This window comes from Eubacterium sp. MSJ-33 (genome assembly GCF_022174665.1).
GTDB lineage: Bacteria > Bacillota > Clostridia > Lachnospirales > Lachnospiraceae > Coprococcus_C.
Genome location: NZ_CP076562.1, coordinates 928,506 through 950,579, shown reverse-complemented (window position 1 = coordinate 950,579; position 22,074 = coordinate 928,506). Strand labels below are relative to the sequence as shown.

At 41.9% G+C, this 22,074-nt stretch carries 18 protein-coding genes; 15 read left to right on the top strand and 3 right to left on the bottom strand.

Annotation, left to right across the window (positions count from 1 at the left end):
• Positions 1 to 56 precede the first annotated feature (56 nt).
• From KP625_RS04395 to yihA, 7 genes are all read left to right on the top strand, one after another.
• Positions 57 to 536, top strand: a complete 480-nt coding sequence (locus KP625_RS04395) for an S-ribosylhomocysteine lyase (protein ID WP_238299549.1) — start codon at positions 57 to 59, stop codon at positions 534 to 536.
• Positions 537 to 697: 161 nt separating this feature from the next.
• Positions 698 to 916: a hypothetical protein gene (locus KP625_RS04390; RefSeq protein WP_238299548.1), complete on the top strand. Its 219-nt coding sequence runs from the start codon at positions 698 to 700 to the stop codon at positions 914 to 916.
• Between the two features lie 204 nt (positions 917 to 1,120).
• The gene (locus KP625_RS04385; protein WP_238299547.1) at positions 1,121 to 6,856 is read left to right on the top strand and encodes a hypothetical protein; all 5,736 of its coding nucleotides are present in this window, start codon (positions 1,121 to 1,123) and stop codon (positions 6,854 to 6,856) included.
• Positions 6,857 to 6,943: 87 nt separating this feature from the next.
• Positions 6,944 to 7,147, top strand: a complete 204-nt coding sequence (locus KP625_RS04380; protein ID WP_117780736.1) for an alpha/beta-type small acid-soluble spore protein — start codon at positions 6,944 to 6,946, stop codon at positions 7,145 to 7,147.
• A gap of 210 nt (positions 7,148 to 7,357) precedes the next feature.
• Positions 7,358 to 8,644 (top strand): trigger factor, encoded by a 1,287-nt coding sequence (tig, locus tag KP625_RS04375; RefSeq protein ID WP_238299546.1) that lies wholly within the window; start codon positions 7,358 to 7,360, stop codon positions 8,642 to 8,644.
• A 35-nt stretch (positions 8,645 to 8,679) separates the two neighbouring features.
• A complete protein-coding gene (gene clpX, locus KP625_RS04370; protein ID WP_238299545.1) occupies positions 8,680 to 9,972 on the top strand; it encodes an ATP-dependent Clp protease ATP-binding subunit ClpX in 1,293 nt (430 codons plus the stop codon).
• Entirely contained in the window at positions 9,972 to 10,571 is a 600-nt protein-coding gene (gene yihA / locus KP625_RS04365) for a ribosome biogenesis GTP-binding protein YihA/YsxC (protein ID WP_238299544.1), read from the top strand. The genes clpX and yihA overlap by 1 nt, the downstream gene beginning before the upstream one ends.
• On the opposite strand, the gene KP625_RS04360 is transcribed toward yihA, so the two are convergent.
• Positions 10,546 to 11,064 (bottom strand): DUF4364 family protein, encoded by a 519-nt coding sequence (locus KP625_RS04360; RefSeq protein ID WP_238299543.1) that lies wholly within the window; start codon positions 11,062 to 11,064, stop codon positions 10,546 to 10,548. The two genes, yihA and KP625_RS04360, sit on opposite strands and share 26 nt — an antisense overlap.
• A gap of 235 nt (positions 11,065 to 11,299) precedes the next feature.
• On the opposite strand from KP625_RS04360, the gene rho reads away from it, so the two are divergent.
• The 8 genes from rho to KP625_RS04320 all read left to right on the top strand — a co-directional run bounded on the left by rho (position 11,300) and on the right by KP625_RS04320 (position 19,562).
• Positions 11,300 to 12,772, top strand: a complete 1,473-nt coding sequence (rho, locus tag KP625_RS04355; RefSeq protein WP_238299542.1) for a transcription termination factor Rho — start codon at positions 11,300 to 11,302, stop codon at positions 12,770 to 12,772.
• 150 nt (positions 12,773 to 12,922) lie between these two features.
• Positions 12,923 to 13,126 (top strand): 50S ribosomal protein L31, encoded by a 204-nt coding sequence (gene rpmE, locus KP625_RS04350; RefSeq protein WP_177986900.1) that lies wholly within the window; start codon positions 12,923 to 12,925, stop codon positions 13,124 to 13,126.
• Between the two features lie 72 nt (positions 13,127 to 13,198).
• Complete coding sequence (locus KP625_RS04345; protein ID WP_238299541.1) at positions 13,199 to 14,146, top strand: DUF1385 domain-containing protein; 948 nt, start codon at positions 13,199 to 13,201, stop codon at positions 14,144 to 14,146.
• 8 nt (positions 14,147 to 14,154) lie between these two features.
• Entirely contained in the window at positions 14,155 to 15,030 is an 876-nt protein-coding gene (prmC, locus tag KP625_RS04340) for a peptide chain release factor N(5)-glutamine methyltransferase (protein WP_238299540.1), read from the top strand.
• 84 nt (positions 15,031 to 15,114) lie between these two features.
• Entirely contained in the window at positions 15,115 to 16,191 is a 1,077-nt protein-coding gene (gene prfA / locus KP625_RS04335; protein WP_238299539.1) for a peptide chain release factor 1, read from the top strand.
• A 109-nt stretch (positions 16,192 to 16,300) separates the two neighbouring features.
• Entirely contained in the window at positions 16,301 to 16,738 is a 438-nt protein-coding gene (locus tag KP625_RS04330; protein ID WP_238299538.1) for a GatB/YqeY domain-containing protein, read from the top strand.
• Positions 16,739 to 16,802: 64 nt separating this feature from the next.
• On the top strand, positions 16,803 to 17,603 hold the full coding sequence (locus KP625_RS04325; protein WP_238299537.1) for a hypothetical protein: 801 nt from the start codon (positions 16,803 to 16,805) through the stop codon (positions 17,601 to 17,603).
• Between the two features lie 3 nt (positions 17,604 to 17,606).
• Complete coding sequence (locus tag KP625_RS04320) at positions 17,607 to 19,562, top strand: EAL domain-containing protein (protein WP_238299536.1); 1,956 nt, start codon at positions 17,607 to 17,609, stop codon at positions 19,560 to 19,562.
• 24 nt (positions 19,563 to 19,586) lie between these two features.
• Here KP625_RS04320 and KP625_RS04315 read toward each other — a convergent pair whose 3' ends face one another.
• Entirely contained in the window at positions 19,587 to 20,426 is an 840-nt protein-coding gene (locus tag KP625_RS04315) for a putative ABC transporter permease (protein ID WP_238299535.1), read from the bottom strand.
• Between the two features lie 125 nt (positions 20,427 to 20,551).
• On the bottom strand, positions 20,552 to 21,907 hold the full coding sequence (gene pdxR, locus KP625_RS04310) for a MocR-like pyridoxine biosynthesis transcription factor PdxR (RefSeq protein WP_370641412.1): 1,356 nt from the start codon (positions 21,905 to 21,907) through the stop codon (positions 20,552 to 20,554).
• Positions 21,908 to 22,074: the final 167 nt, after the last annotated feature.

The following is a 22,074-nucleotide window of genomic DNA, read 5'->3' as shown; positions in this document are numbered from 1 at the left end:
CAATTATATAGCATGAAAATAGTAATATAGAATCAATAGGAGAGTAGGAAGAAAATATGAAAAAGATAGCAAGCTTTACAGTGAATCATTTGAATTTGTTGCCAGGCGTATATGTGTCAAGAAAGGACAATGTCGGTGGAAATGTAATTACGACATTCGATCTTCGTATGACAAGACCGAACTATGAACCGGTGATGAATACGGCAGAGGTGCATACGATTGAGCATCTTGCAGCAACATTTCTTCGGAATCATAAGGAATATGGAGATAAGATCATTTATTTTGGACCGATGGGATGCCGGACAGGTTTTTATCTGATTCTGGCGGGCGAGTATGAATCAAAAGATATCGTGCCACTGTTGAAAGAACTTTATACATTTATGAGTGAGTTTGAGGGGGATGTACCGGGCGCGTGTGCACGGGATTGCGGAAATTATCTTGATATGAACCTGCCGATGGCGAAATATTTAAGTAAAAAGTATCTGACCGATGTGTTGGAGAATATTTCGGAAGACCGATTGATCTATCCGGAATAAATCCGGCAGATAGAGTATATGCGGATATCATGAAAACGTGCGGACAGATATCCACAATATCCACAAAATGCTCGTATTTGTTGCACTTTGGAATAAGTCTTGAAAATCCCATACAAACCCTTTATTATCTTATTATAATAAGGTATGGAAGGAGGGGTTGTATGGGAGAGGAACCAGAGAGCCCGAAAAAACTCGAATACGAGAGTTTTGTGGAGTATGATTCATTCCGTAATCCTTCGATTGTGGAAGAACAACCATTTTATTACAAGGGGATAAGCAGAAGCCAGTATGAAGCGGAACTTGCATATCTCAATCAGAATCTTCCATCGTTCTATGATGGATCGTATATACCACTCTGGAAGCAGACGTGGTATCATTAGGAAGCTTTGGCCAGCATCTGAAAGTACAAAATAAGTCATTATTTCTAACCAAACCCCAATATTTTGTGGAAATTTCATAAAAAGTATTTGAATTTGCAAACCAGTATGATACAATAAATTATAATTGCGGATTAGTATAGCTAGACATAAGAAAATATAAGTTGTATCGAATATAAAAAGTTTATAAGGTAGAGAGGTGTAACTATGAACTTAAAGGACAAGTTGGTAAGTAAATTATTGGATATCGGTAAGAAACATCGGATTTTGATCTATCCGATGCTTGCCTTGGTTGCGATTGTGACGGCAATCTCCCATGCGGTTTGCTGGGGACGGGGAAATGGCAAGAAGATGGTGGCATCCATCATGGTCGTGGCGCTGCTTATTACCCAGTCGTTGTTCCTGACATCATCGGCTGTGAACAATGGGGATGATCCCAACGCAGCACTTACGAACACTGCGACAGACGCCGTAAATGCAGACGATGACAGCGCGTATGCGGTTCAGACGTTAGATATGCAAGGGAATCTTATGCAGGCAGATAATGCAGATGGAAGCACACAGACAGGTAGTGTCAATGTTACATACCATGCCGTAACGGATCCGGCAGGCGTTTTGGATAATATTACATTGCCTTTTACTCCGGATCAAAGTGTGATTACTCCTACATCTACCTCTGATGATATAGTGACAGCCTTCAAGCTGGATAAAGATTATTTTAAAACAGACGGTTTTCTGTATTCGGATCCGGAATGCCAGAATCCGATAACAACGATTCAGACAATCGATGGCACAATCGTTTATGATGTATATGTGAAGATTGTAAGAACCGCATATAAAGTGACTTTTGAAAATACAGGAGTGGATCCGGACGCAAAGATAAGCGAGAAAGTAGAAGTACCGAGTGGCAACGGACTTTTGAATCCGGAAGTAACGTATTCTGTTAAAACAGCGGATGCGTATAAATTTTACAAATGGGGCTATGTATATGACGGCCTTGGTGCGTATGGAATCAACTCAGATATTGCTATAAAATTTGACAATGTAAATCAGAACGAGCTCAATCTTTCGGTGAAATGGACGCCGGTTTCTGATTTGAATATTACCTATAAATATTACGATTCTTCAATTGTAGATGAGTTAAAACCGCTTAATCCGGATGCCACATCTAAGCCGAGTGACCCTTTCCGGTATGGAGATGAGATTGATCTTTTGACATTGGATGAGTCCCTGATTGAAAATAAGGGATATCAATTTGCCGGATGGAAGATTGAAGGTACTGATACAATCATAACAGATTCTACCGTTGTTGCAGATTTGGATAGTGGAATTGTAACAAAGAAGGATGGCAGCCTGACTGCAAATCCGAATGTACAGGGTGTGACACTGGTTGGACAGTGGGAATATAAGAATATTGACATCTATGTAAATGATACAAAAGTGGATGGAACAACGATTCCGATTACCGGCACATACGGACAGGAAATGAAGTATACGATTACTGCCAAATATAAGGATTCAACTTCAAGTGATACAATTCAGTTAAGTGGCATGGATGAACTTACATCAGCGAAAGGCGGACTGGGCCAGTATGGACTTGCGGTAACACCGGCAGCAAATTCATTTTCAATTTTAGGAACACCAAATAATATTGCAGAGAAGCAGTATACATTTTCTGTTACAGATACGAACAGGAAAAACGGAACCTATCAGATGAATTTCACTTTGGAATTCAAGGTAACACCGCTTCCTGTGAAGATCGGAGTTGTAAAGAGCTCAACGACGAGTGGTTCTTTGACAAAGGTATATGATAATTCCAATACGATTTCTGTCAAAGAGACAGCAGACGTGAAGGCAGCCGATGAAACTTCACCGGCATGCATTGGGCAGGATGGAATTAAAGTGTCGTTTGATCCGACTGCAACCTTACTTTCAGACGCATCCGGCAGCGGGGAAGATGTAGGGGAAGGAAAGACCATTCAACTGAAAAATCCTAAGCTGACCGGTAATCAGCATGTTGATTGTTATGAACTGGTTGGTACATCGGAGGATGGAAGTTGTCTGGATGTGCCAAATGCGGCAAGTGTAACACCGAGAACACTGCATGTTTCGGTTGCTTACGATCAGACATCGGTTCGATTTGGCGAGCAGTCACCGAATTGTACATTGACGATTACAGATGCAAATAATATTGCGGATGGAAATAATGGAGAAGAGGTAAATGCCTACAATCCGGAAAATCCAAGTGCATTTCTGGAAACGTATGCCGGATTGGAACCGGATCAGAAAAAGTGGAAATCAACCCGTAAATTATACAGTCGACCGGGTTCCGGTTATGAAACCCAACCTGTATTTGCAACCGGCGGCAATTATGAAGTGATTCTTACAGTACCGACATTTTCTGTGACGAGAGATACTTCGAATGGAAAATTTGCGGTGGAAGAGACACCGACAGGGGGATATTATTCCAGCTATACAATCGTTGCCCAGAATGGATATGATATGGTTCGTATTCTTGGGGCAGGAGAGAGTGATATCGATGAATCAATGAGCGAGGCAGATGCAGTTAAGCTCTTCTCATCAGGAAAAGCTGCAATTACGAAGGATGGAACGTATAAGAACATTCAGTTCCAGCTTCGGGATTCCAAGACTGGTGCAATCTCAACGATTTATACTATATCCGAAGAGATCAAGATTGATAATAAGGTGCCTGAATATTTTAGCTATACGGTGGAGCCAAACAAATATGTAAACCAGCTTGGCTTTGGTTCGTACTATCATTCTCAGGATAATATAACAGGAATGACTTTGACGGTGACTTACCGTTCAGAGGAAAGTCCATGTGAATATCTGAATTATTATTTTGCGGGAGAGAATGCAGAAACAGTGCCAGCGACGAAATGGCAAACGGATATGCGTTCAATCGGAAATAATCTGTATGAGGCATCCATTCTGGTAGGAAGTGGATATTCCGGACAGCTCGTATTATGGGCAACAGATACGAAACAGAAAGAATCAATACATACAAAGCTGGTATGTTACGACGGAACCAATACAAATGCAGAGCTTAAAGACAAGTATTATGAGTGGATGGTCGAAGATAATCCTCCTTCTGCAACGATGACGGTATTTGGCAATGATGGAACACAGGCATCGACAGGTAAGTGGTATCATGTATTGGATGCACAGATCAAAGCATCGGATGCAGACAGTGGTCTGGATGAAGCAGAATGGACAGTTAGGACGCCGAGTACACCGCTGAATGGCACTACATCTGTATATGGAGACAATGTCACAAAGGATGCAAAGACGAAGGATTATACATTTAGATATGAAGTCAGCGGAGATGACAATGCCAGCTATGTTCCGGGTGAATATTATTTCTCGGCAGTTGTAAAAGATAATGCGGGAAATATTGTTGATGTGCAAAAACAGGGTCCGTTCCTGTTTGATGGTATTAAGCCGGAAATCACTTTGAAGGATGACGGAAAGAGTGATTCGAAATTTCAGTCGGATGTAACGATTACAATGGAAGTTACAGAGCAGGAAAAGGAAAGTGGAATTTTCAGTGTTGCACTTTACAAAGATAATACGGATGGAGAACCACTTAAGACATGGAATGTAGGTGGAGAAAAGCATTGGTCCGATACTTATGATGTGACAGATAGTGGAACGTATATCCTGGTTGCAACAGATGTGGCAGGAAATGTAGCAGAAAAGACAGTAAAATACAGTTATATTTCTTCAACAAGACCAGATAAGCCGAGTGTATCTATCACAAAGGGCGAAAATGGTGAGATTGGAAATGCAGGCTGGCTGATCAAGGATAAGCCGAATGTTACAATCAATTCAACAACAAAGACGAGCGACAATGTGCCTGTTAAGACCTACTACAAGGTTACTTATAAGGATGCTTCCGGAACACATGATTTCTCCGATAGTTTTTCAGAGGAAAGCAAAACATTCCCGATTGATGCACAGGGGGATGTGACAGTGGAAGCGTGGGCGGTCAGTGAAGCTGATTGCAGGAGTGATACAGCATCTGAATCGACAAAGGTAGATATCGATGGTCCGGTTGTACAGATTACAGAGTCTGTTGTGGATGCGGATGGTGACGTGACGATTAATTTCCAGGCAATTGATCTGGTCAGTGGCGTGGATACAGAAAAGGTATTTGTCAATGGTAATGCGGTTACAGTGACAGATACAGATGGCGTTACCAAAGGCAGCTTCAAGGCGGATGGAAGCGCAACGTATACGATTGCTGCATATGACAATGCAGGCAATCAGTCTGAGGAAGTACGCTTTGAACCGCTTGAATTGCAGGTTTCACCAATTACGTCAGTCACTGGTTCCACTGCACATATTGAAGCGAATGTTATAAAGGGAACCAATGCACTGTCAGCAAGTCTATGCTATATTGAATATAAGAAGGATACAGATACTACATACAGTTCTGTGCTTGTAAACAAAGAAGTTGATGCGGATGGCAACATTGAAATGATTTACAACTTCAGCAAACTGAAGGCAGATACGGTATACAATTACCGTGTGCATGCGGCTACATTAAACTCATCCGAGGAGCGTGTCGTAGAAGGAAGTTTCAAGACATTGGCAGGAGATTCATCGGTAGCAATCTGCGGATATGCAAGCTATGATAAGGATCTTCCGGATGGTCAGAAGAAAAAACCAATTTATGTAAATCTTTACAGCGGAAATACGATTATTGGTGGAGCTGTTGTGAAACCGGATACGGAATCTATGGAAGAACAGCAGTATATCTTCAACGGTATTTCCAATGGAACATATCGTATTGTTGCAACGAACGGAACGCTTTCTCAGGAAGCATTCGTTACGATTGAAGATGGAAAGGTGACATATCCGGAGAATTACATGACTGTAGGTGGAGTGAACTTTGAACTGACCGGATTATCTACAAGAGTTGTGTTAGATGATGGGGATGTAGAAGTTGCAGTATCCGGATTGGAGAAAATCTATGACAGAAGCATCTACAAGGGAAATATCACAGATGCAGATATGGAAGTCGTAGAACGTGGAGGCAGGATTGATATTGTGCTTCATGCAAGCTATATCAAGGTAAGTGATGTAGCATCCGCAGAACAGGGAATCTTTGCAGATAAACTTGGAAAGAAAGCGGAGATTGTTCGATATATTAATTTGTACATTGAAAAGAATGTTTATGACGAAAACGGAAATTATATTCCTGACCAGTCGAATAATCTGACGCAGCTTGCAGATCCGGTTACGATTTCTTTCCCATTGGAAGATCTGGCAGGGCAGAATATTCAGGTGGCTTCTCTGCACAGACAGAGTTCAAATGATTATATGTTTGAAAACTGGGCAGGCGCAGAAGGTACTGTTTTGACACATGATTATGTCATCATTACGACAAACCGTTTTTCAACCTATGCGTTGTATCGGGTATTGCAGCCAAATACTTATACGGTTGTATGGAAAGATGGCGATGGCAATGTTTTGAAGACTGAGACAGTAGAAGAAGGAACTTCTGCGACACCACCGGAAGGAACACCGACGAAGACACCGACAAAGGATTATACATATACTTTTGAGGGCTGGGATCAGGATTACAGCAATGTCACGAAGGATATGGTTATTCTTGCGTGGTTCTATTCGACAAAGCAGAATGATACAGAGGATCCGGGTACGACTGAGAATCCGGGCACAACGGAACAGCCGGGCACAACGGAAGGACCAAAGGCACCGGATGCAAATGTGACACATGGTGATAATGGAACAAACGGTGGACAGAACACTTCGAAGAATCCGGTTAAGTATACGTATATGGGAGCGTCAGGATCTCCAAAAACAGGGGATGCGGCACCAATTGTATTGCTTGTGTGTGCGATGGTATTCGCAGGTGCGGGAATTGTGTTTACAATAAAAAAGAGAAAAAGTTTCTAAAAATTAACAGTTATAGTTCTTCACATACCGAACATAATAAGAGTAAGACAAACATGTCTTAATTCAAAAGTATGGAGGTAGATAATTATGAAGAACTCAAACAACACAACAAGCGTACCAGAGGCTAAGGAAGCTATGAACAAGTTCAAGATGGAAGTGGCAAATGAGCTTGGTGTAAACCTGAAGCAGGGTTACAACGGAGATCTTACTTCCCGTGAGAGCGGTTCTATCGGTGGCGAGATGGTAAGACAGATGATTAAAAAGCAGGAGCAGCAGATGTCTGGTAAGTAATCTTACCTTTTTGTCAAGCTGTTTAAGTAAGACCATGTAAGGGAGTTTGTTTCTATATCAGTGATAATGGAAAACATTATTGCATAAGATATAGAAACAAGCTCTTTTTTTGAGCAAAAATATAGACTTGCAAAAAATCTTATGTTATAATGCAGAGAATAGTGCTTACAATGGAACGTAGGCGTTGCAAGTTAAGGAGGAAAAAAACAAATGAGTTTAGCAGTAGAAAAATTAGACGGAAGCATGGCAAAATTAACAATTACAGTACCAGCCGAGGAGTTTACAAAGGCAATTACTTCTGCATACAACAAGCAGAAGAGTAAATTCTCTGTTCCTGGATTCCGTAAGGGAAAAGTACCACAGGCATTTATCGAGAAAATGTACGGTGCTGCTATCTTTTATGAAGATGCTGCAAATCAGCTTATAAATGAGTATTATCCAAAGGAACTCGAAAACTGCGAGGAAGAGATTACATCGAATCCGGAGATTGATGTAACACAGATCGAGAAAGGTAAGGATTTCATCTTTACTGCAACTGTTGCTGTTAAGCCGGAGATCAAAATCGGTGACTATAAGGGCGTAGAGATTGAGAAGATTGATACAACTGTAACAGATGAAGATGTTATGGCAGAGATTCTGAAGGATCAGAAAGAAAACGGAAGAAAGATCGATGTAACAGACAGAGCAGCACAGATGGACGATGAAGTTACAATCAACTTCGAAGGCTTTGTAGACGATGTTGCATTTGAAGGTGGAAAGGGCGAGAACTACAAGCTTACACTTGGTTCACACTCATTCATCGATACATTCGAGGATCAGATCGTTGGCAAGAATATTGGCGATAAGTTTGACGTAAATGTAACATTCCCGGAAGAGTACCATGTAGATGATCTGAAGGGCAAGCCAGCCGTATTTAAGGTAGAGCTTCTTGCAATTTCTGCATTAGAGCTTCCTGAACTGGATGATGAGTTTGCAAGTGATGTTTCTTCTTTCGAGACTTTTGCTGAGTACAAGGAAGACAAGAAGAAAACATTGGAAGTAAAGAAGGAAGAACAGGCAAAGCGTGAGAAGCAGTCTAAGGTAGTTGAGAAGATTGCTGAGGCGGCAGAGGTTGAGATTCCGGAAGCAATGATTAAGTATAATCAGGAAAGAATCGTCAATGAGATGTCTCAGAGAATGATGTATCAGGGACTTCAGATGGAGCAGTATCTCCAGCTTATGGGAACAACAAAGGAAGAGTTCTTAGAGCGTGTAAAACCGGATGCAATCGCAAGAATCAAGACAAGCCTTGTGCTTGAGGCAGTTGCAGCCGCTGAGAATATCGTAGCAAGTGATGACGATGTAGATGCAGAGATTCAGGATATGGCTGCACAGTATCAGATGAAGCCAGAGGAATTAAAGGATATGATCGGTGCTCCGGAGTTAGAGAATATCAAGAAAGATATCGCTTCGAGAAAAGCGCTTGAGTTCCTTGGCGAGAATTGTAAGGAAGTTTAATCAAAAAGCTTCGCATGAGTTAGGAGATAATTAGAATGGCAAATCGTTCAGACGATAAGAAAAAAGTAAGATGTTCGTTCTGTAACAAGTCACAGGAGCAGGTTCGTAAGCTGATTGCGGGACCAAATGTATATATCTGTGATGAGTGTATTGAGATTTGTTCTGAGATCATACAGGATGAATTTGATAATGAACCTTCCGATTCTGAGATCAATCTCTTGAAACCGAAGGAAATCAAAGAATTCCTGGATGATTATGTCATTGGACAGGAACAGGCAAAGAAGGTTCTTTCTGTAGCAGTGTACAATCATTATAAGCGTATACTGGCAGAGAAGGATTTCGATGTCGAGCTTCAGAAGAGTAATATTATCATGATTGGACCTACGGGTTCCGGTAAGACATATCTGGCGCAGACACTGGCAAAGCTTTTGAATGTACCTTTTGCAATCGCAGATGCGACTGCGTTGACGGAGGCTGGTTATGTCGGCGAAGATGTAGAGAATATCTTATTGAAGCTGATTCAGGCGGCTGATTATGATATTGAGCGTGCACAGCACGGTATTATCTATATAGACGAGATTGATAAGATTACGAAGAAGTCAGAAAATGTATCTATTACACGAGATGTATCAGGAGAAGGTGTACAGCAGGCACTTTTGAAGATCATCGAGGGTACAGTTGCTTCTGTTCCGCCACAGGGTGGAAGAAAGCATCCGCAGCAGGAGTTTATTCAGATTGATACAACGAATATTCTCTTTATCTGTGGTGGTGCGTTTGAAGGTATGGAGAAGATTATCGACAATCGTATCGGTAAGAAATCCATCGGATTTAATGCGGAAATCGCAGATCGATCTTCCGACAAGAAGGTTGGTGAAATCTTAAAGCAGGTATTGCCGGAGGATTTTGTAAAATATGGTCTGATTCCGGAGTTTATCGGACGTGTACCGGTAAGTGTGACGTTAGATTTATTGGATGAGGATGCATTGGTACGGATTTTGTCAGAGCCGAAGAGTTCTATCTGTAAGCAGTACAAGAAATTGTTTGAATTAGATGGTGTGGAACTGATCTTTGATGAGGAAGCACTTCGTGAGATTGCGAAGGAAGCAATGACAAGAAAGACGGGTGCAAGAGGATTACGTGCAATCATTGAGAAGACAATTATGGAACAGATGTATGAGATTCCTTCCGATGATACTGTAGTGAGCTGTCGTATTACAAAAGATATGGTGGATGGCATTGCGGGTCCGGTCATTGAGCGTTCGGATGAACCGAGAACAAAGAAAAACGCTTCTCGTAAGCGGATAAAGCAAGAGGATTCAATTGCGTAATGGTTATTAAATCAGCAGAATTAGAAACAGTATGCGGCATTACGAGTAAATTGCCGGAGAATACATTCCCGGAGATTGCTTTTGCGGGCAAATCAAATGTTGGAAAGTCTTCGCTGATCAATGGTTTATTAAACCGGAAATCACTGGCGAGGACTTCGGCATCGCCCGGAAAGACACAGACGATTAATTTCTACAATATCAATAAAGATTTATACTTTGTAGATCTGCCGGGGTATGGTTATGCGAAAGTATCGCAGGAAATCCGTAACAAATGGGGCAGGATGATCGAACGGTATCTGCATGCGTCAACACAGTTAAAGGCAGTGCTGCTTTTGATTGATATCAGGCATGCGCCGGGAGAAAATGATGTAACGATGTATAACTGGATTGTGGCAAACGGATATGAACCGGTTATTATCGCGACGAAGCTCGACAAGATCAAGCGGAGTCAAAAAGACAAGAACATAAAAGTGATTCGGGAGACGCTTGGATGTGGAAAAGAGACAAAAATAATCCCCTTCTCCGCTGTATCAAAACAGGGAAAAGAGGAAATATGGAATCTTATTGAGGATTCTATTCAGACATCCATAGTTGATTAATCAAATATTCATAAATGCCGGAACTTTTGCTACGCCAGTTGTTGCAGATAGTTTCGGCTTGTGATTTTGTTGGAACATCAAATTTCAAATCCATCAGGGTTTCTTTACGGTCCTTGATGATACATTGTACGGTGTACCAGTTTGAATCATTATTAAAGTAGTCCGCATAAATCTCGGACTCTTTTTTTACGTTGATACGTTCTGCTTTTAAATACTCTAATATGTCTTCTTTGATCGCGTAAGGAAGACGGTTTTCAAAGTAGGAGAGTGCTTCTTCACCAGTACTTGTGATTTTGTAATGAATCGTGTCACGGATTGTGTCTGTGGAAATAAAATCATCATTGATTAATTCACTTAATGATTCGTGAAGATTGAAAACACTGGTATATTCTTTTCCAACGATGAAATCAGAAATCAAAGAATTCGTCATTGTGTAATCTGTGCGGTCTAACATATATAAAATCATCAATTTATAAAGCAATAATCCTTCCATTATAAAATCCTCCTCATGTGTCCTTCCTTACTTTACGATACGGGAAAGCAAAAATCAAGAAAAAAAGCAAAAATAAAGGTTTACGAGTTACGTTAAGTGTGCTAAGATATGCTTAATCTTTCTTAAAGGTAGTAACTATCACTTCATTTTTCAGTGAGATGCCCCAGAACTAGAGAATTGAATTCATAAGTATGGATGTTATATTGGTAATTAGTATATGAAAAAGGAGACACGCATGGAATTTAGAAAAATGTCTTTAGCTGAGTTGCGGGAATATGCGAAGGAAAAGGGAATCCGAAATATTTCAACACTCAAAAAAGCGGAGCTTGCCGAGCTTCTTGAGAACATGGAGAAGATGATGGCAGCAAAGAAAAAAGAGGCAGAACAAAAAAAGACGGCAGAACGGAAAACACAGGAGATGGCAAAGGTTCGCCCGGATACAAGGCAGGCAAACCGGATGAAAAATCCAGCAGAGAATTATCAGGAATTGCGGAATATCGAGCCGGAGGAAGGCGAGACAGAAGCGGAGATTCAGGTGTTTGATGGGCAGGAATATAATCCGAAGCTGGATAGTGGATCAGAAGCCAATGGTATTCTTGAGGTTATGGCAGAAGGGTATGGATTTATTCGAAGTGCAAATTATCTGCCGGGAGATCGTGATATCTATGTGTCACCGGTACAGATTCGCAAGTTCTGTCTGAAGAAGGGCGATGTGATCGGAGGGCCGGTTCGGAATAAGACACAGGGAGAGAAGTTCTCGGCACTTTTGTTTATCCGCCATGTGAATGGTATGCTCCCATCGGTTGCAGCGAAACGTAAGCCGTTTGAAGAATTGACACCGATCTTTCCAAATCAGAGAATTTCACTGGATGAAACAGGAGCACCGGTTGCAATCCGTATAGTGGATTTACTCTCACCAATCGGTAAAGGACAGAGAGGTATGATCGTATCACCACCAAAGGCAGGTAAGACAACCTTATTAAAAGCGATAGCAAAGAGTATTAGTACAAGAAATCGGGATATGCATTTGATTGTGCTTTTGATTGATGAGCGTCCGGAGGAAGTGACAGATATACGTGAGTCAATCGAAGGTGAGAATGTGGAGGTTATCTATTCGACGTTTGATGAACTTCCGGATCATCATAAGCGTGTATCGGAGATGGTAATCGAGCGAGCAAAACGTCTGGTAGAGCATGGAAAGGATGTTGTGATTCTGCTTGACAGTATCACACGTCTTGCAAGAGCCTACAACCTGACAGTTCCGCCAAGTGGAAGAACTTTATCCGGTGGTCTGGATCCGGCAGCTCTGCATATGCCGAAACGGTTCTTCGGTGCAGCGCGTAATATGCGCGAAGGTGGAAGCCTGACGATTCTTGCAACGGCATTGGTAGAGACCGGAAGCCGTATGGACGATGTTGTATTCGAGGAGTTCAAGGGTACCGGTAATATGGAACTGGTGCTTGACCGGAAGCTTTCTGAAAAACGTATCTTCCCGGCAATTGATATTGCAAAATCAGGTACAAGAAGAGATGATCTGCTTCTGACACCGGAGGAACAGGAAGCTGTGAATCTGATTCATAAGGCGCTGACTTCTTCAAAAGCGGAAGAGTTCACGGATGAGATATTGAAATTATTTGCAAGAACCAAGAATAACCATGAATTTATCGAGATGGTGAAGAAGATTTTACCATATAGCAGAAGATCGTAGGGATAAGAATAATGTACGGTAAAAATAATTATAAAATATCAAAAAATGCTTGAAATTCTTGATATGGTATGATAAAATCCGTATGTTATGTAATGAACAGTCTGCTATGTCTAGCACATGGTAGCAAGTATAAGTTAAGAGGTGAAAGAAATGAAAGAAGGAATCCATCCAGCGTACTATCAGGCAAAGGTTGTTTGCAACTGTGGTAACGAGTTCGTAACAGGTTCAACAAAGGAAGATATTCACGTTGAAATTTGTTCAAAGTGCCATTCATTCTACACAGGTCAGCAGAAGGCTGCACAGGCTCGTGGTAGAATTGATAAGTTCAATCGTAAGTACGGTGTTCAGGCATAATACGGAAATGACATGGAAAGGCTTGTTACAATATGTAGCAGGCCTCTTTTCATATGTATAAAAAGGTGAAGTATGAGCAGAATAAATATTGGCGGACAGGCAGTTATGGAAGGTGTCATGATGCGGAATGACAACCGGTACGCAGTAGCTGTCCGAAAACCGGATCATGAAATTGAAGTGAAAGTAAATCAGTGTGCAGGTACGGAAGAAAGACCGGCTATCTGTAATTGTCCGATTGTACGTGGTGTGTTCAGTTTTGTGCAGTCACTTGCTATCGGTGTAAAAACATTGATGTATTCGGCACAGTTCTTTGAGGATGAAGAAGAGGAAACACCGAAGAAAGAGAAAAAAAAGACAAAAGAAAAGACAAAAGAACAGATTGAAAAAACAGAAAAGGCAGAGATGGCAGGTACAGTTGCATTTTCGATTGTGATTGCCATTGGACTTTTTATGCTGCTGCCGGCGTGGATTGCGTCTTTACTGGATGATATGATAAAAAATCATATTGTTATCGGACTTATTGAGGGTGTGATACGTCTTGTGATTTTCCTGGGCTATGTGATTGCAATATCACGGATGGAAGATATCAAGCGGACATATATGTATCATGGTGCAGAACATAAGACAATCAACTGCCTGGAGCATGGACATGAGTTGACAGTTGAGAATGTCATGCAGGCATCCCGGTTTCATAAGCGGTGTGGAACAAGTTTTTTGTTTATTGTGATGATTGTAAGTATTTTGGTTTTTATGTGTATTACGGTAGATACGATGTGGCTGCGGCTTTTGCTTCGTGTTCTGCTAGTTCCGGTGATTGCAGGAATTTCGTATGAATTTATCCGTTTTGCAGGAAATAGTGAATCAAGGATTGCAAATCTGCTTAGTAAGCCGGGTCTTCTGATTCAGAGACTGACGACAAAGGAGCCGACAGAGGATATGGTGGAGGTTGCAATTGCGTCTGTGGAAGCTGTTTTGGATTGGCGAGCTTATTTGGACGAACAGGCAAAGTGTGAGAAATGAGGAAAGCTATGACGTGGCAGGCATTGATGAAGGAAGGGCTGGAAAATCTGAGACAGGCAGATATACCGGATGCGGACAGTGATATTCGGCTTTTGGCGATGGACGTGATGAAATGTACATATTCTATGCTGATTTTGCATATGACAGATGAGGCAACGGAGGAGCAAGAGCAGAAATTCCGCGCATATGTTATGGAACGTACGACACATAAACCATGTCAGTATATTCTTGGAACACAGGAGTTTATGGGGTTTGAGTTTGCAACAGCCGAAGGTGTATTGATACCAAGACCGGAGACGGAGCTTCTTGTGGAACAGGCATGCGGAAAGCTGGAGAAACTCAGAGAGAAAAAACGGAAACAAACCGGTGACGGAAAGCTGCGTGTGTTAGATATGTGTTGTGGGAGTGGCTGTATCGGAATCAGTGTAGCAAAGCTTGTTCCGGCTGTATCGGTTGACCTTGCGGATATTTCGGATGCGGCAATCACTCTTACGAAGAAAAACCGGGAGCGGTTACAGGCAGATTGTACGGTAATACAGACCGATTTATTTGCGCAGATTAAAGAAAAATATGATATGATAATATCGAACCCGCCGTATATCCGGACAGATGAGATACCAAAGCTGATGGAAGAAGTGCGGGATTTTGAACCACATCTGGCACTTGACGGGAAGGCAGATGGATTGTATTTTTATGATAAGATCATTCGGGAAGCGAGGGAATACCTTCATGAAGATGGATATGTATTGTTTGAAATCGGACAGGATCAACTGGAAGCTGTACGAGGATTATTTGTAGAGAACGGATATGTGGATATAAAGGGTCTGAAAGATTATGCGGGGCTGGACCGAATTGTAATGGCACGTTATCCGGCGTCTGTGTAGATTCAGAATTACATAAATGTGAGTTAAGTACCGGTTCAATCATGATTGATTGGACGGAAGTGAGAATAGTTGGAGGATGAAATCATGTTTGATAAATTAGAAGATTTGGTAGCACGTTTGGATGAGCTTCAAAATGAACTTTCGGATCCGAATGTGGCAAGCAATGCAGAACGTTTCCGGAATCTGATGAAGGAGCAGGCAAACTTAGCTCCAATCGTAGAGAAATATCAGGAATATAAGGAAGCAAAGCAGACGATAGAAGATAGTGTTTCTATGCTGGAAGGTGAAAGCGATGAAGAGATGCGTGAGATGCTTAAGGAGGAGCTTTCTTCTGCAAAGCAGCAGGTTGAGAAGTGTGAGAATGAACTGAAAATCCTGCTTCTGCCGAAAGATCCGAACGATGAGAGAAACGTTATCTTAGAAATTCGTGCAGGTGCCGGTGGGGATGAGGCTGCCCTTTTTGCAGCGGAGCTTTATCGTATGTATGTGCATTATGCAGAGAGCCGCCGCTGGAAGGTGGAGCTGATGGAAGCAGAGGAGATCGGTATCGGAGGCATGAAGTCGGTAACAGCGATGGTAACCGGAAACGGTGCGTATTCTGTATTGAAATATGAGAGTGGCGTCCATCGTGTACAGCGTGTGCCGGAGACAGAGAGCGGTGGACGAATCCATACCAGTACCGCCAGTGTAGCAGTGCTTCCGGAGGCTGAGGAAGTGGATGAAATCGATATTCCGGATAAGGATATCCGTATTGATGTCATGCGTGCATCCGGTAACGGTGGACAGTGTGTCAATACAACCGATTCTGCGGTACGTTTGACTCATATTCCAACCGGAATCGTAATCTACAGCCAGACAGAGAAGTCTCAGCTTCAGAATAAGGCAAAGGCGTTTGCGCTGCTTCGTACAAAGCTGTTAGATATCGAGATGCAGAAGCGTCATGATGCGGAAGCGGATCTTCGTAAGAGCCAGGTTGGTACAGGCGACCGTTCCGAGAAAATCCGTACGTATAACTTCCCACAGGGACGTGTAACGGATCACCGGATTGGACTGACATTATACAAATTGGACAAGATTATGAATGGTGATATTCAGGAGATTATCGATGCATGTATCGCCGCTGATCAGGCGGCGAAGCTTGCTAAGATGAATGAGGAGTAATCGCCCAATGTGATGAAGTCACATTTTAGGATGGTGATTACGACCTGACACAGCATCCGTGGGATGGTGTGTTCATACCCATATAAATTTGAACAGGAGGAATAAAATTATGCAGTTAGAAACATTACAGAAAGACATGATTGCCGCTATGAAGGCAAGAGATAAGGCAAGAAAGGACTCTATTTCTTCTCTGATTTCCGCAGTGAAGAAGGTTGCCATCGATGAAGGATGCCGCGATGATATCAAGGAAGAACTGGTAGACCGCGTGATCTTAAAGGAGTTAAAGACAGCGAAAGAGCAGATTGATACATGCCCGGCAGAACGTACGGACCTGCTTGCAGAGTATCAGGCTCGTTACGATGTGATTAACGAGTATGCACCATCTCTGATGAGCGAGGATGAGGTGAGAGCATTCCTGACAGATAAATGTGCAGAGGTAATCGCTACAAAGAACAAAGGTATGATCATGAAGACGGTTATGCCTCAGCTAAAGGGTAAGGCAGACGGTAAGGTGATTAATGCTGTGGTAGCAGACCTTTGTAAGTAAAAAAGAGTTATATTGTTCCGGTATTCCATCATATGTTGAAACAAAGCATGTTGGAAGAACAATGATGGGAAAATCAAAACAAAACAGACAGATAACGGCCGGTGTCCTGCTATTTCTGATTATATTTTTTGCGGATCTTATATTACAGAGAATGCCACCGGAACATCTGAGGGAGTTTTCGATGGAACGGCTGCTTCGGACGTCATTGCTTCCGGTCGGACAGACGATGTATATCTGGGGCGGAGGCTGGAGCGAAGATGATGCAGTGGCTGGAATCGAAGCAGTCACACTTGGTGTCTCGAAACAGTGGGCAGAATATGCCGCACGGCAGACGGAGCTGTATGATTTTGATAAGACAAGATATCAAAACCATGATGGACTCGATTGTTCCGGATATATCGGATGGTTATTGTATAATGTATTTCATACCCGTAATGGGGAGACCGGATACGTGGTTGGTGCGTCAAAGATGGCACGCGCCTGTGCTATGCGTGGCTGGGGATATCTGATCAGAAATGATTACCGTCCGGGTGATATATGCAGTATGGAAGGGCATGTCTGGATGAGTTTAGGGAGATGCATGGATGGAAGTGTATTGCTTGTACATGCAAGCCCGCCGGGAGTGCGCATCTGTGGAACGTATCTCGCAGACGGTATGAAAAGTCAGGCAGTTATGCTTGCAGAGCGGGTGATGAAACGGAAATATCCGGCTTGGTATGCCAGATATCCGGAGTGCGGAGTTGGGTATTTTTATCTGGAAGATTCGGTTTCCATGCGATGGTATACGGATGAAATAACGGATCCGTATCATTTGCAGGAGATGCATGCAGAGAGTATAGTTCATTTCTTATATCCGGATTTGTAAGAAATGTATGGAAGCGAAAGAAAAGGGGTTATACATATTAAGAATCTGAATTTCGATTACTGCGCAATAATTATTATTACAATTTTACTTGTAACGACAATCCTGCGTCGTATGGTCAAGGGAAAATTAAATCGGTGTTTTATAGAGCTGCTGGTTGTTGCGTGGCTTACGATTTTTTTTGATATTTGGGCGGTCAATCTGGATAATCTGGGAACTGCGCAGATATTTTCAAAGTATGTAGCACATATGGGATATCTGGTGTTTCATAGTCTGGCAATGCCTTTTTATGTGGCATATATTATTGCGATGACAGATACTTGGCATCAGTTTAAAGCAAAACGATTGTTTATCTTTTTGTCCGCTTTTCCCGAATTAGTTATTGTTAGCCTGACCATTACCAGTCCATTTACAAAATGGATTTTCTATATTGATGAGCAGTACAGTTATGTGCGTGGATTGTATTTTGAGCTGCTGTATGTTTGTGCGGCGGTCTATATGATTTATGGTATCGTATATCTGGTATTGCACAGACAGATGTTCTGGCGTAGGCATTTGGCTTCAATTGCTGTTGCGTTTCTGGCGGTAGTAGCTGGAATTTTAATCCAGTATTTTAAACCGGATATATTGATCGAGATGTTCTGCATGGCGGTTAGCCTGATGGTGCTTTCGTTTATGATTCAGCGGCCGGAGGAACGATTGGAAGTTGTGACCGGTTTAGATAAGGTTACAGCTTATATGGAAGATATGCGGCAGGCGTTTTTTACTAAGAAACCAATCCGTATTATCATGGTGAACATTACAAATTATGCATCGATACGGGAACTGCTTGGTTATGTACAATGTATGCATGCAATGGAGCAGGTTGCAGCGTATATGGTACGGCTTGATAAGAAAATGGATCTTCGAGCAGAACTGTATAATCTGGAACAGGGAAAATTTCGGTTTGTTGTAGAGGAAAAAAGATTCCGGCGTGTCTGGGATGCAGCGTCAGAGATGAACCGGATTATGAAAGAGAATTTTGTCATTAACCAGATGGCAGTCAGTATGATTACGAATGTCTGTATCGCGGATTGTCCACAGGATATCTCTGATGTTGATACATTGATGGCGTTTGGTGATACATTACAGAAGATTCCATATACCGGAGATATTATGGCAGCTTCTGAATTGCTGAAACGATTGCATTACGGTATGATGCATGATATGGATGCGATTATTGAAGCAGCATTGTCCGCTAATCGGTTCGAAGTATATTATCAGCCGATCTATTCTGTAGAAGAAAAAAAATTCCATTCTGCAGAAGCGTTGATACGGTTGAAGGATGAGAAGTATGGTTTTATCTCACCGGAGATTTTTATCCCGGTGGCAGAAAAAAGTGGTGCGATTCATAAGATTGGTGATTTTGTTCTTGAACAGGTTTGTGCATTTATTGCGAGTGATGAGTATAAGAAACTGGGACTTTCTTACATTGAAGTGAATTTGTCTGTGGTACAGTGCATGCAGCCGAAACTCGCAAATCATATTATGGACATTTTAACCCGCTATGGAGTTCGACCGGAACAACTGAATCTGGAGATTACAGAGACAGCTGCATCCATCTCGCAACAGGCACTTGAGGATAATATTGAAGATCTGACCAATATGGGAATGAAATTTTCTTTGGACGATTTTGGAACCGGATATTCGAATATGCAGCGCATCGTAAAATTGCCGTTCAATATTATTAAATTAGACCGGACATTTACAGAATTATATGACAATCCAAAGCTTGGGATTGTGCTCATGAACACAATCAATATGATTAAGGCAATGAAGATGAAGATTGTAGTAGAAGGTGTGGAAACAGCAGAGATGTTAAAACTGTTTTCGGATTTAGAGTGTGAATATATTCAGGGATATTACTTTTCAAAGCCAATCCCACGTTCTGAGTTTGTAAAATTTATCCAGACATCCTCGTAAGAGGAATGTCTGGATTTTTAAATACTAATTATTCTTTCTAAACTCATTCAGGCGTTCTTTGATGGAATCAAATTCTATCTTGTGTTTGAAGGATACGGAACCCGGGTTACGGCTTAAGATACGGGTTGCATGTTTGCGCATCTTCTGGGAGCGATGTTCAACACGATCCTTTGCTGACTGGAGCCGATCCTGAAATTCTGCTGTGAGTTCTTCCTTACTCTTGTTGAATTCCAATCCTTTTTCTTTCAGATAATCCTGGAACTTCGCCTTGTCATCCTCGGCAAATGCAAGTACCACGTCAAGACGTTTCTGCATACGCTGGACTTCTTCGTTTTCGAGGATGATTTTCTTTAAATCGAATGCTTCTTGTGCAGACGTAATCATATCCCAGATGAAATAAACAGCAAATACAAGATCAACGACGATCAGCGGGACGGACGGCAAGGATAAGACGAGTTTCTCAATCGGGGTATGCACCAGTCCGGTCAGAAGCAGAGCGCAGACACCCCAGGTCAGAGAACATCCGAGACAGATATAACCGTGCAGGTTACAGAAGTCGTAGGTGTAATCCCAGTATTTCACATGGAAAATCTGTTCCATCGCCCATCCGGTGAAATACTCAAGCAAGGTAGCGCCAAGCATACCGAACAGGAAGATTAAAAAGTAGTTATTGCGGACAGGAATGGTGGAAATCAGAATAATCACGGCGCCAAAGCCGTAAATCGGAAGAAACGGACCATGTAGGAATCCGCGATTGACCCATTTCCTGTGTTCCCATGATACATATAAGCTTTCACCGATCCAGCCGATGAGGCAGTAGATGATGAAAAAGGCAATCCATTGCCAGAGATTATAAGCGAACATAATATCCTCCTTTGCGTTTGTGTATAAAGATAACATAAGTATAACATTTGTTGCTTGCGAAGAAAATATACATTTTTAAGGATGTATATGGAACATTTCAAATAATTGAAATGTTTTTGCAGGCATCATAGTGAATCGCTCCAGGCACTGCTGAGCCGTTCGATCACGACCGGGATATCGTCCATGTTAAGTCCGGAATAATTGATGATCGCAGTGTGGTCGTACCGGCTTATATCGGATTTGAAATCAAAGCTGTAATAATCGGAGACAAATGCGAGTGTGATATTATGAGCCTGAGCCAGAATTTGTAATTCCTGATCACTTTTTTTACTGCCAATATGCAGCAGAAAATGCAGTCCTGCATTTTCCTGACTGATTGAAATCCTATCTGCAAGTGGACTTTCCCTAAATCCTGCAATCAGTTCGTCACGCAGACTGCGATAATGGTTACGCATACGATTGATGTGTTTCTCAAAATATTGATCTTTGATAAAGGACGCAAGTGTATACTGCTCGAAATTCGATACCGTACAGGCATAAAAACCAAGCTTGTTGTAATACTGGTGCAGCAGGGACTTGGGAAGAACCATATAGCTGATACGAATCGTTGAGGCAAGGCTTTTGGTAAAGGTGTTAAAATAAATAACCTTGTCCGTAGTATCCATTGAGAATAGGGATGGAATCGGTTTTCCCTGCAGACGAAATTCACTGTCAAAATCATCTTCAATAATATAGCGGGAATTTGATTCATTTGCCCATTGCAAAAGTCCGTAACGGCGGCTTACAGAAGTCACAATGCCGGTTGGAAAGTGGTGGGATGGAGATATCTGTATGATGTCTGGAATTGTCAGGTTTCGGGCATCTAATTGAATCCCCTCTTCGTCCATCTCAAGTGGTGCAACCTTCACGCCGAGCGCTTCGTAAATGCTGCGGATCTTCTTGGAACTCGGATTTTCCAGTCCGTAGACAAGGTCCCGCCCAAGCAGTTGTACAATCATACCATATAAGTATTCTGTTCCGGCACCGATCATGATCTGTTCCGGGGATGCGTTGATGCCACGAAATTCGTGCAGATGTCTGGCAATGGCTGTACGTAATTTTGGTACACCGCCGGCAGGTGGGGGTACTAATAGATCCGGACTTTGCTCACTTAAAATCTGGCGAGTCAGCTTTGCCCAGATAGAAAAAGGAAAATTCTCCGGAGCTGTATGATTAGAAATCAGGTTGATGGAATTGTCATGACTGGAAGATTTTTCTATTGTAATAAGGTCAGATTCATTATTTACAGAAACAATCTGACTTTGTATTGGAGAAACAAAGAATCCACTCTTTGGTTTGGAATAGATGTAACCTTCTGCCATAAGCTGCCCATACGTGTTTTCAACAGTGACAATGCTGATACCGTGATTGCTTGCAAATGCACGTTTGGATGGCAGCTTTTCGTTTGGGGATAAAACACCGTTTATAATGTCAGTTTTCATGCAGTTATAAAGGTATTCATATAAGCTTTGACTACCTCGTTTATCGAAAGAATAGGTTAACATGATAAGCTCCTTTTTCTGTATTCTGGCATTGTTAGATGAAAATGCCGTTATTTTATATAGAATCAGATGTTTTCTTTTAAAAAGTATAAACTATATTTATATTT

Bases quoted from the DNA above. Each gene is read 5' to 3' on its own strand.
- prfA (WP_238299539.1), top strand. From the start codon at position 15,115: ATGTTTGATAAATTAGAAGATTTGGTAGCACGTTTGGATGAGCTTCAA.
- clpX (WP_238299545.1), top strand. From the start codon at position 8,680: ATGGCAAATCGTTCAGACGATAAGAAAAAAGTAAGATGTTCGTTCTGT.
- KP625_RS04380 (WP_117780736.1), top strand. From the start codon at position 6,944: ATGAAGAACTCAAACAACACAACAAGCGTACCAGAGGCTAAGGAAGCT.
- prmC (WP_238299540.1), top strand. From the start codon at position 14,155: ATGACGTGGCAGGCATTGATGAAGGAAGGGCTGGAAAATCTGAGACAG.
- rpmE (WP_177986900.1), top strand. From the start codon at position 12,923: ATGAAAGAAGGAATCCATCCAGCGTACTATCAGGCAAAGGTTGTTTGC.
- tig (WP_238299546.1), top strand. From the start codon at position 7,358: ATGAGTTTAGCAGTAGAAAAATTAGACGGAAGCATGGCAAAATTAACA.
- KP625_RS04320 (WP_238299536.1), top strand. From the start codon at position 17,607: ATGTATGGAAGCGAAAGAAAAGGGGTTATACATATTAAGAATCTGAAT.
- KP625_RS04315 (WP_238299535.1), bottom strand. From the start codon at position 20,426: ATGTTCGCTTATAATCTCTGGCAATGGATTGCCTTTTTCATCATCTAC.
- KP625_RS04390 (WP_238299548.1), top strand. From the start codon at position 698: ATGGGAGAGGAACCAGAGAGCCCGAAAAAACTCGAATACGAGAGTTTT.
- KP625_RS04330 (WP_238299538.1), top strand. From the start codon at position 16,301: ATGCAGTTAGAAACATTACAGAAAGACATGATTGCCGCTATGAAGGCA.
- rho (WP_238299542.1), top strand. From the start codon at position 11,300: ATGGAATTTAGAAAAATGTCTTTAGCTGAGTTGCGGGAATATGCGAAG.
- yihA (WP_238299544.1), top strand. From the start codon at position 9,972: ATGGTTATTAAATCAGCAGAATTAGAAACAGTATGCGGCATTACGAGT.
- KP625_RS04395 (WP_238299549.1), top strand. From the start codon at position 57: ATGAAAAAGATAGCAAGCTTTACAGTGAATCATTTGAATTTGTTGCCA.
- KP625_RS04345 (WP_238299541.1), top strand. From the start codon at position 13,199: ATGAGCAGAATAAATATTGGCGGACAGGCAGTTATGGAAGGTGTCATG.
- KP625_RS04385 (WP_238299547.1), top strand. From the start codon at position 1,121: ATGAACTTAAAGGACAAGTTGGTAAGTAAATTATTGGATATCGGTAAG.
- KP625_RS04360 (WP_238299543.1), bottom strand. From the start codon at position 11,064: ATGGAAGGATTATTGCTTTATAAATTGATGATTTTATATATGTTAGAC.
- pdxR (WP_370641412.1), bottom strand. From the start codon at position 21,907: ATGAAAACTGACATTATAAACGGTGTTTTATCCCCAAACGAAAAGCTG.
- KP625_RS04325 (WP_238299537.1), top strand. From the start codon at position 16,803: ATGGGAAAATCAAAACAAAACAGACAGATAACGGCCGGTGTCCTGCTA.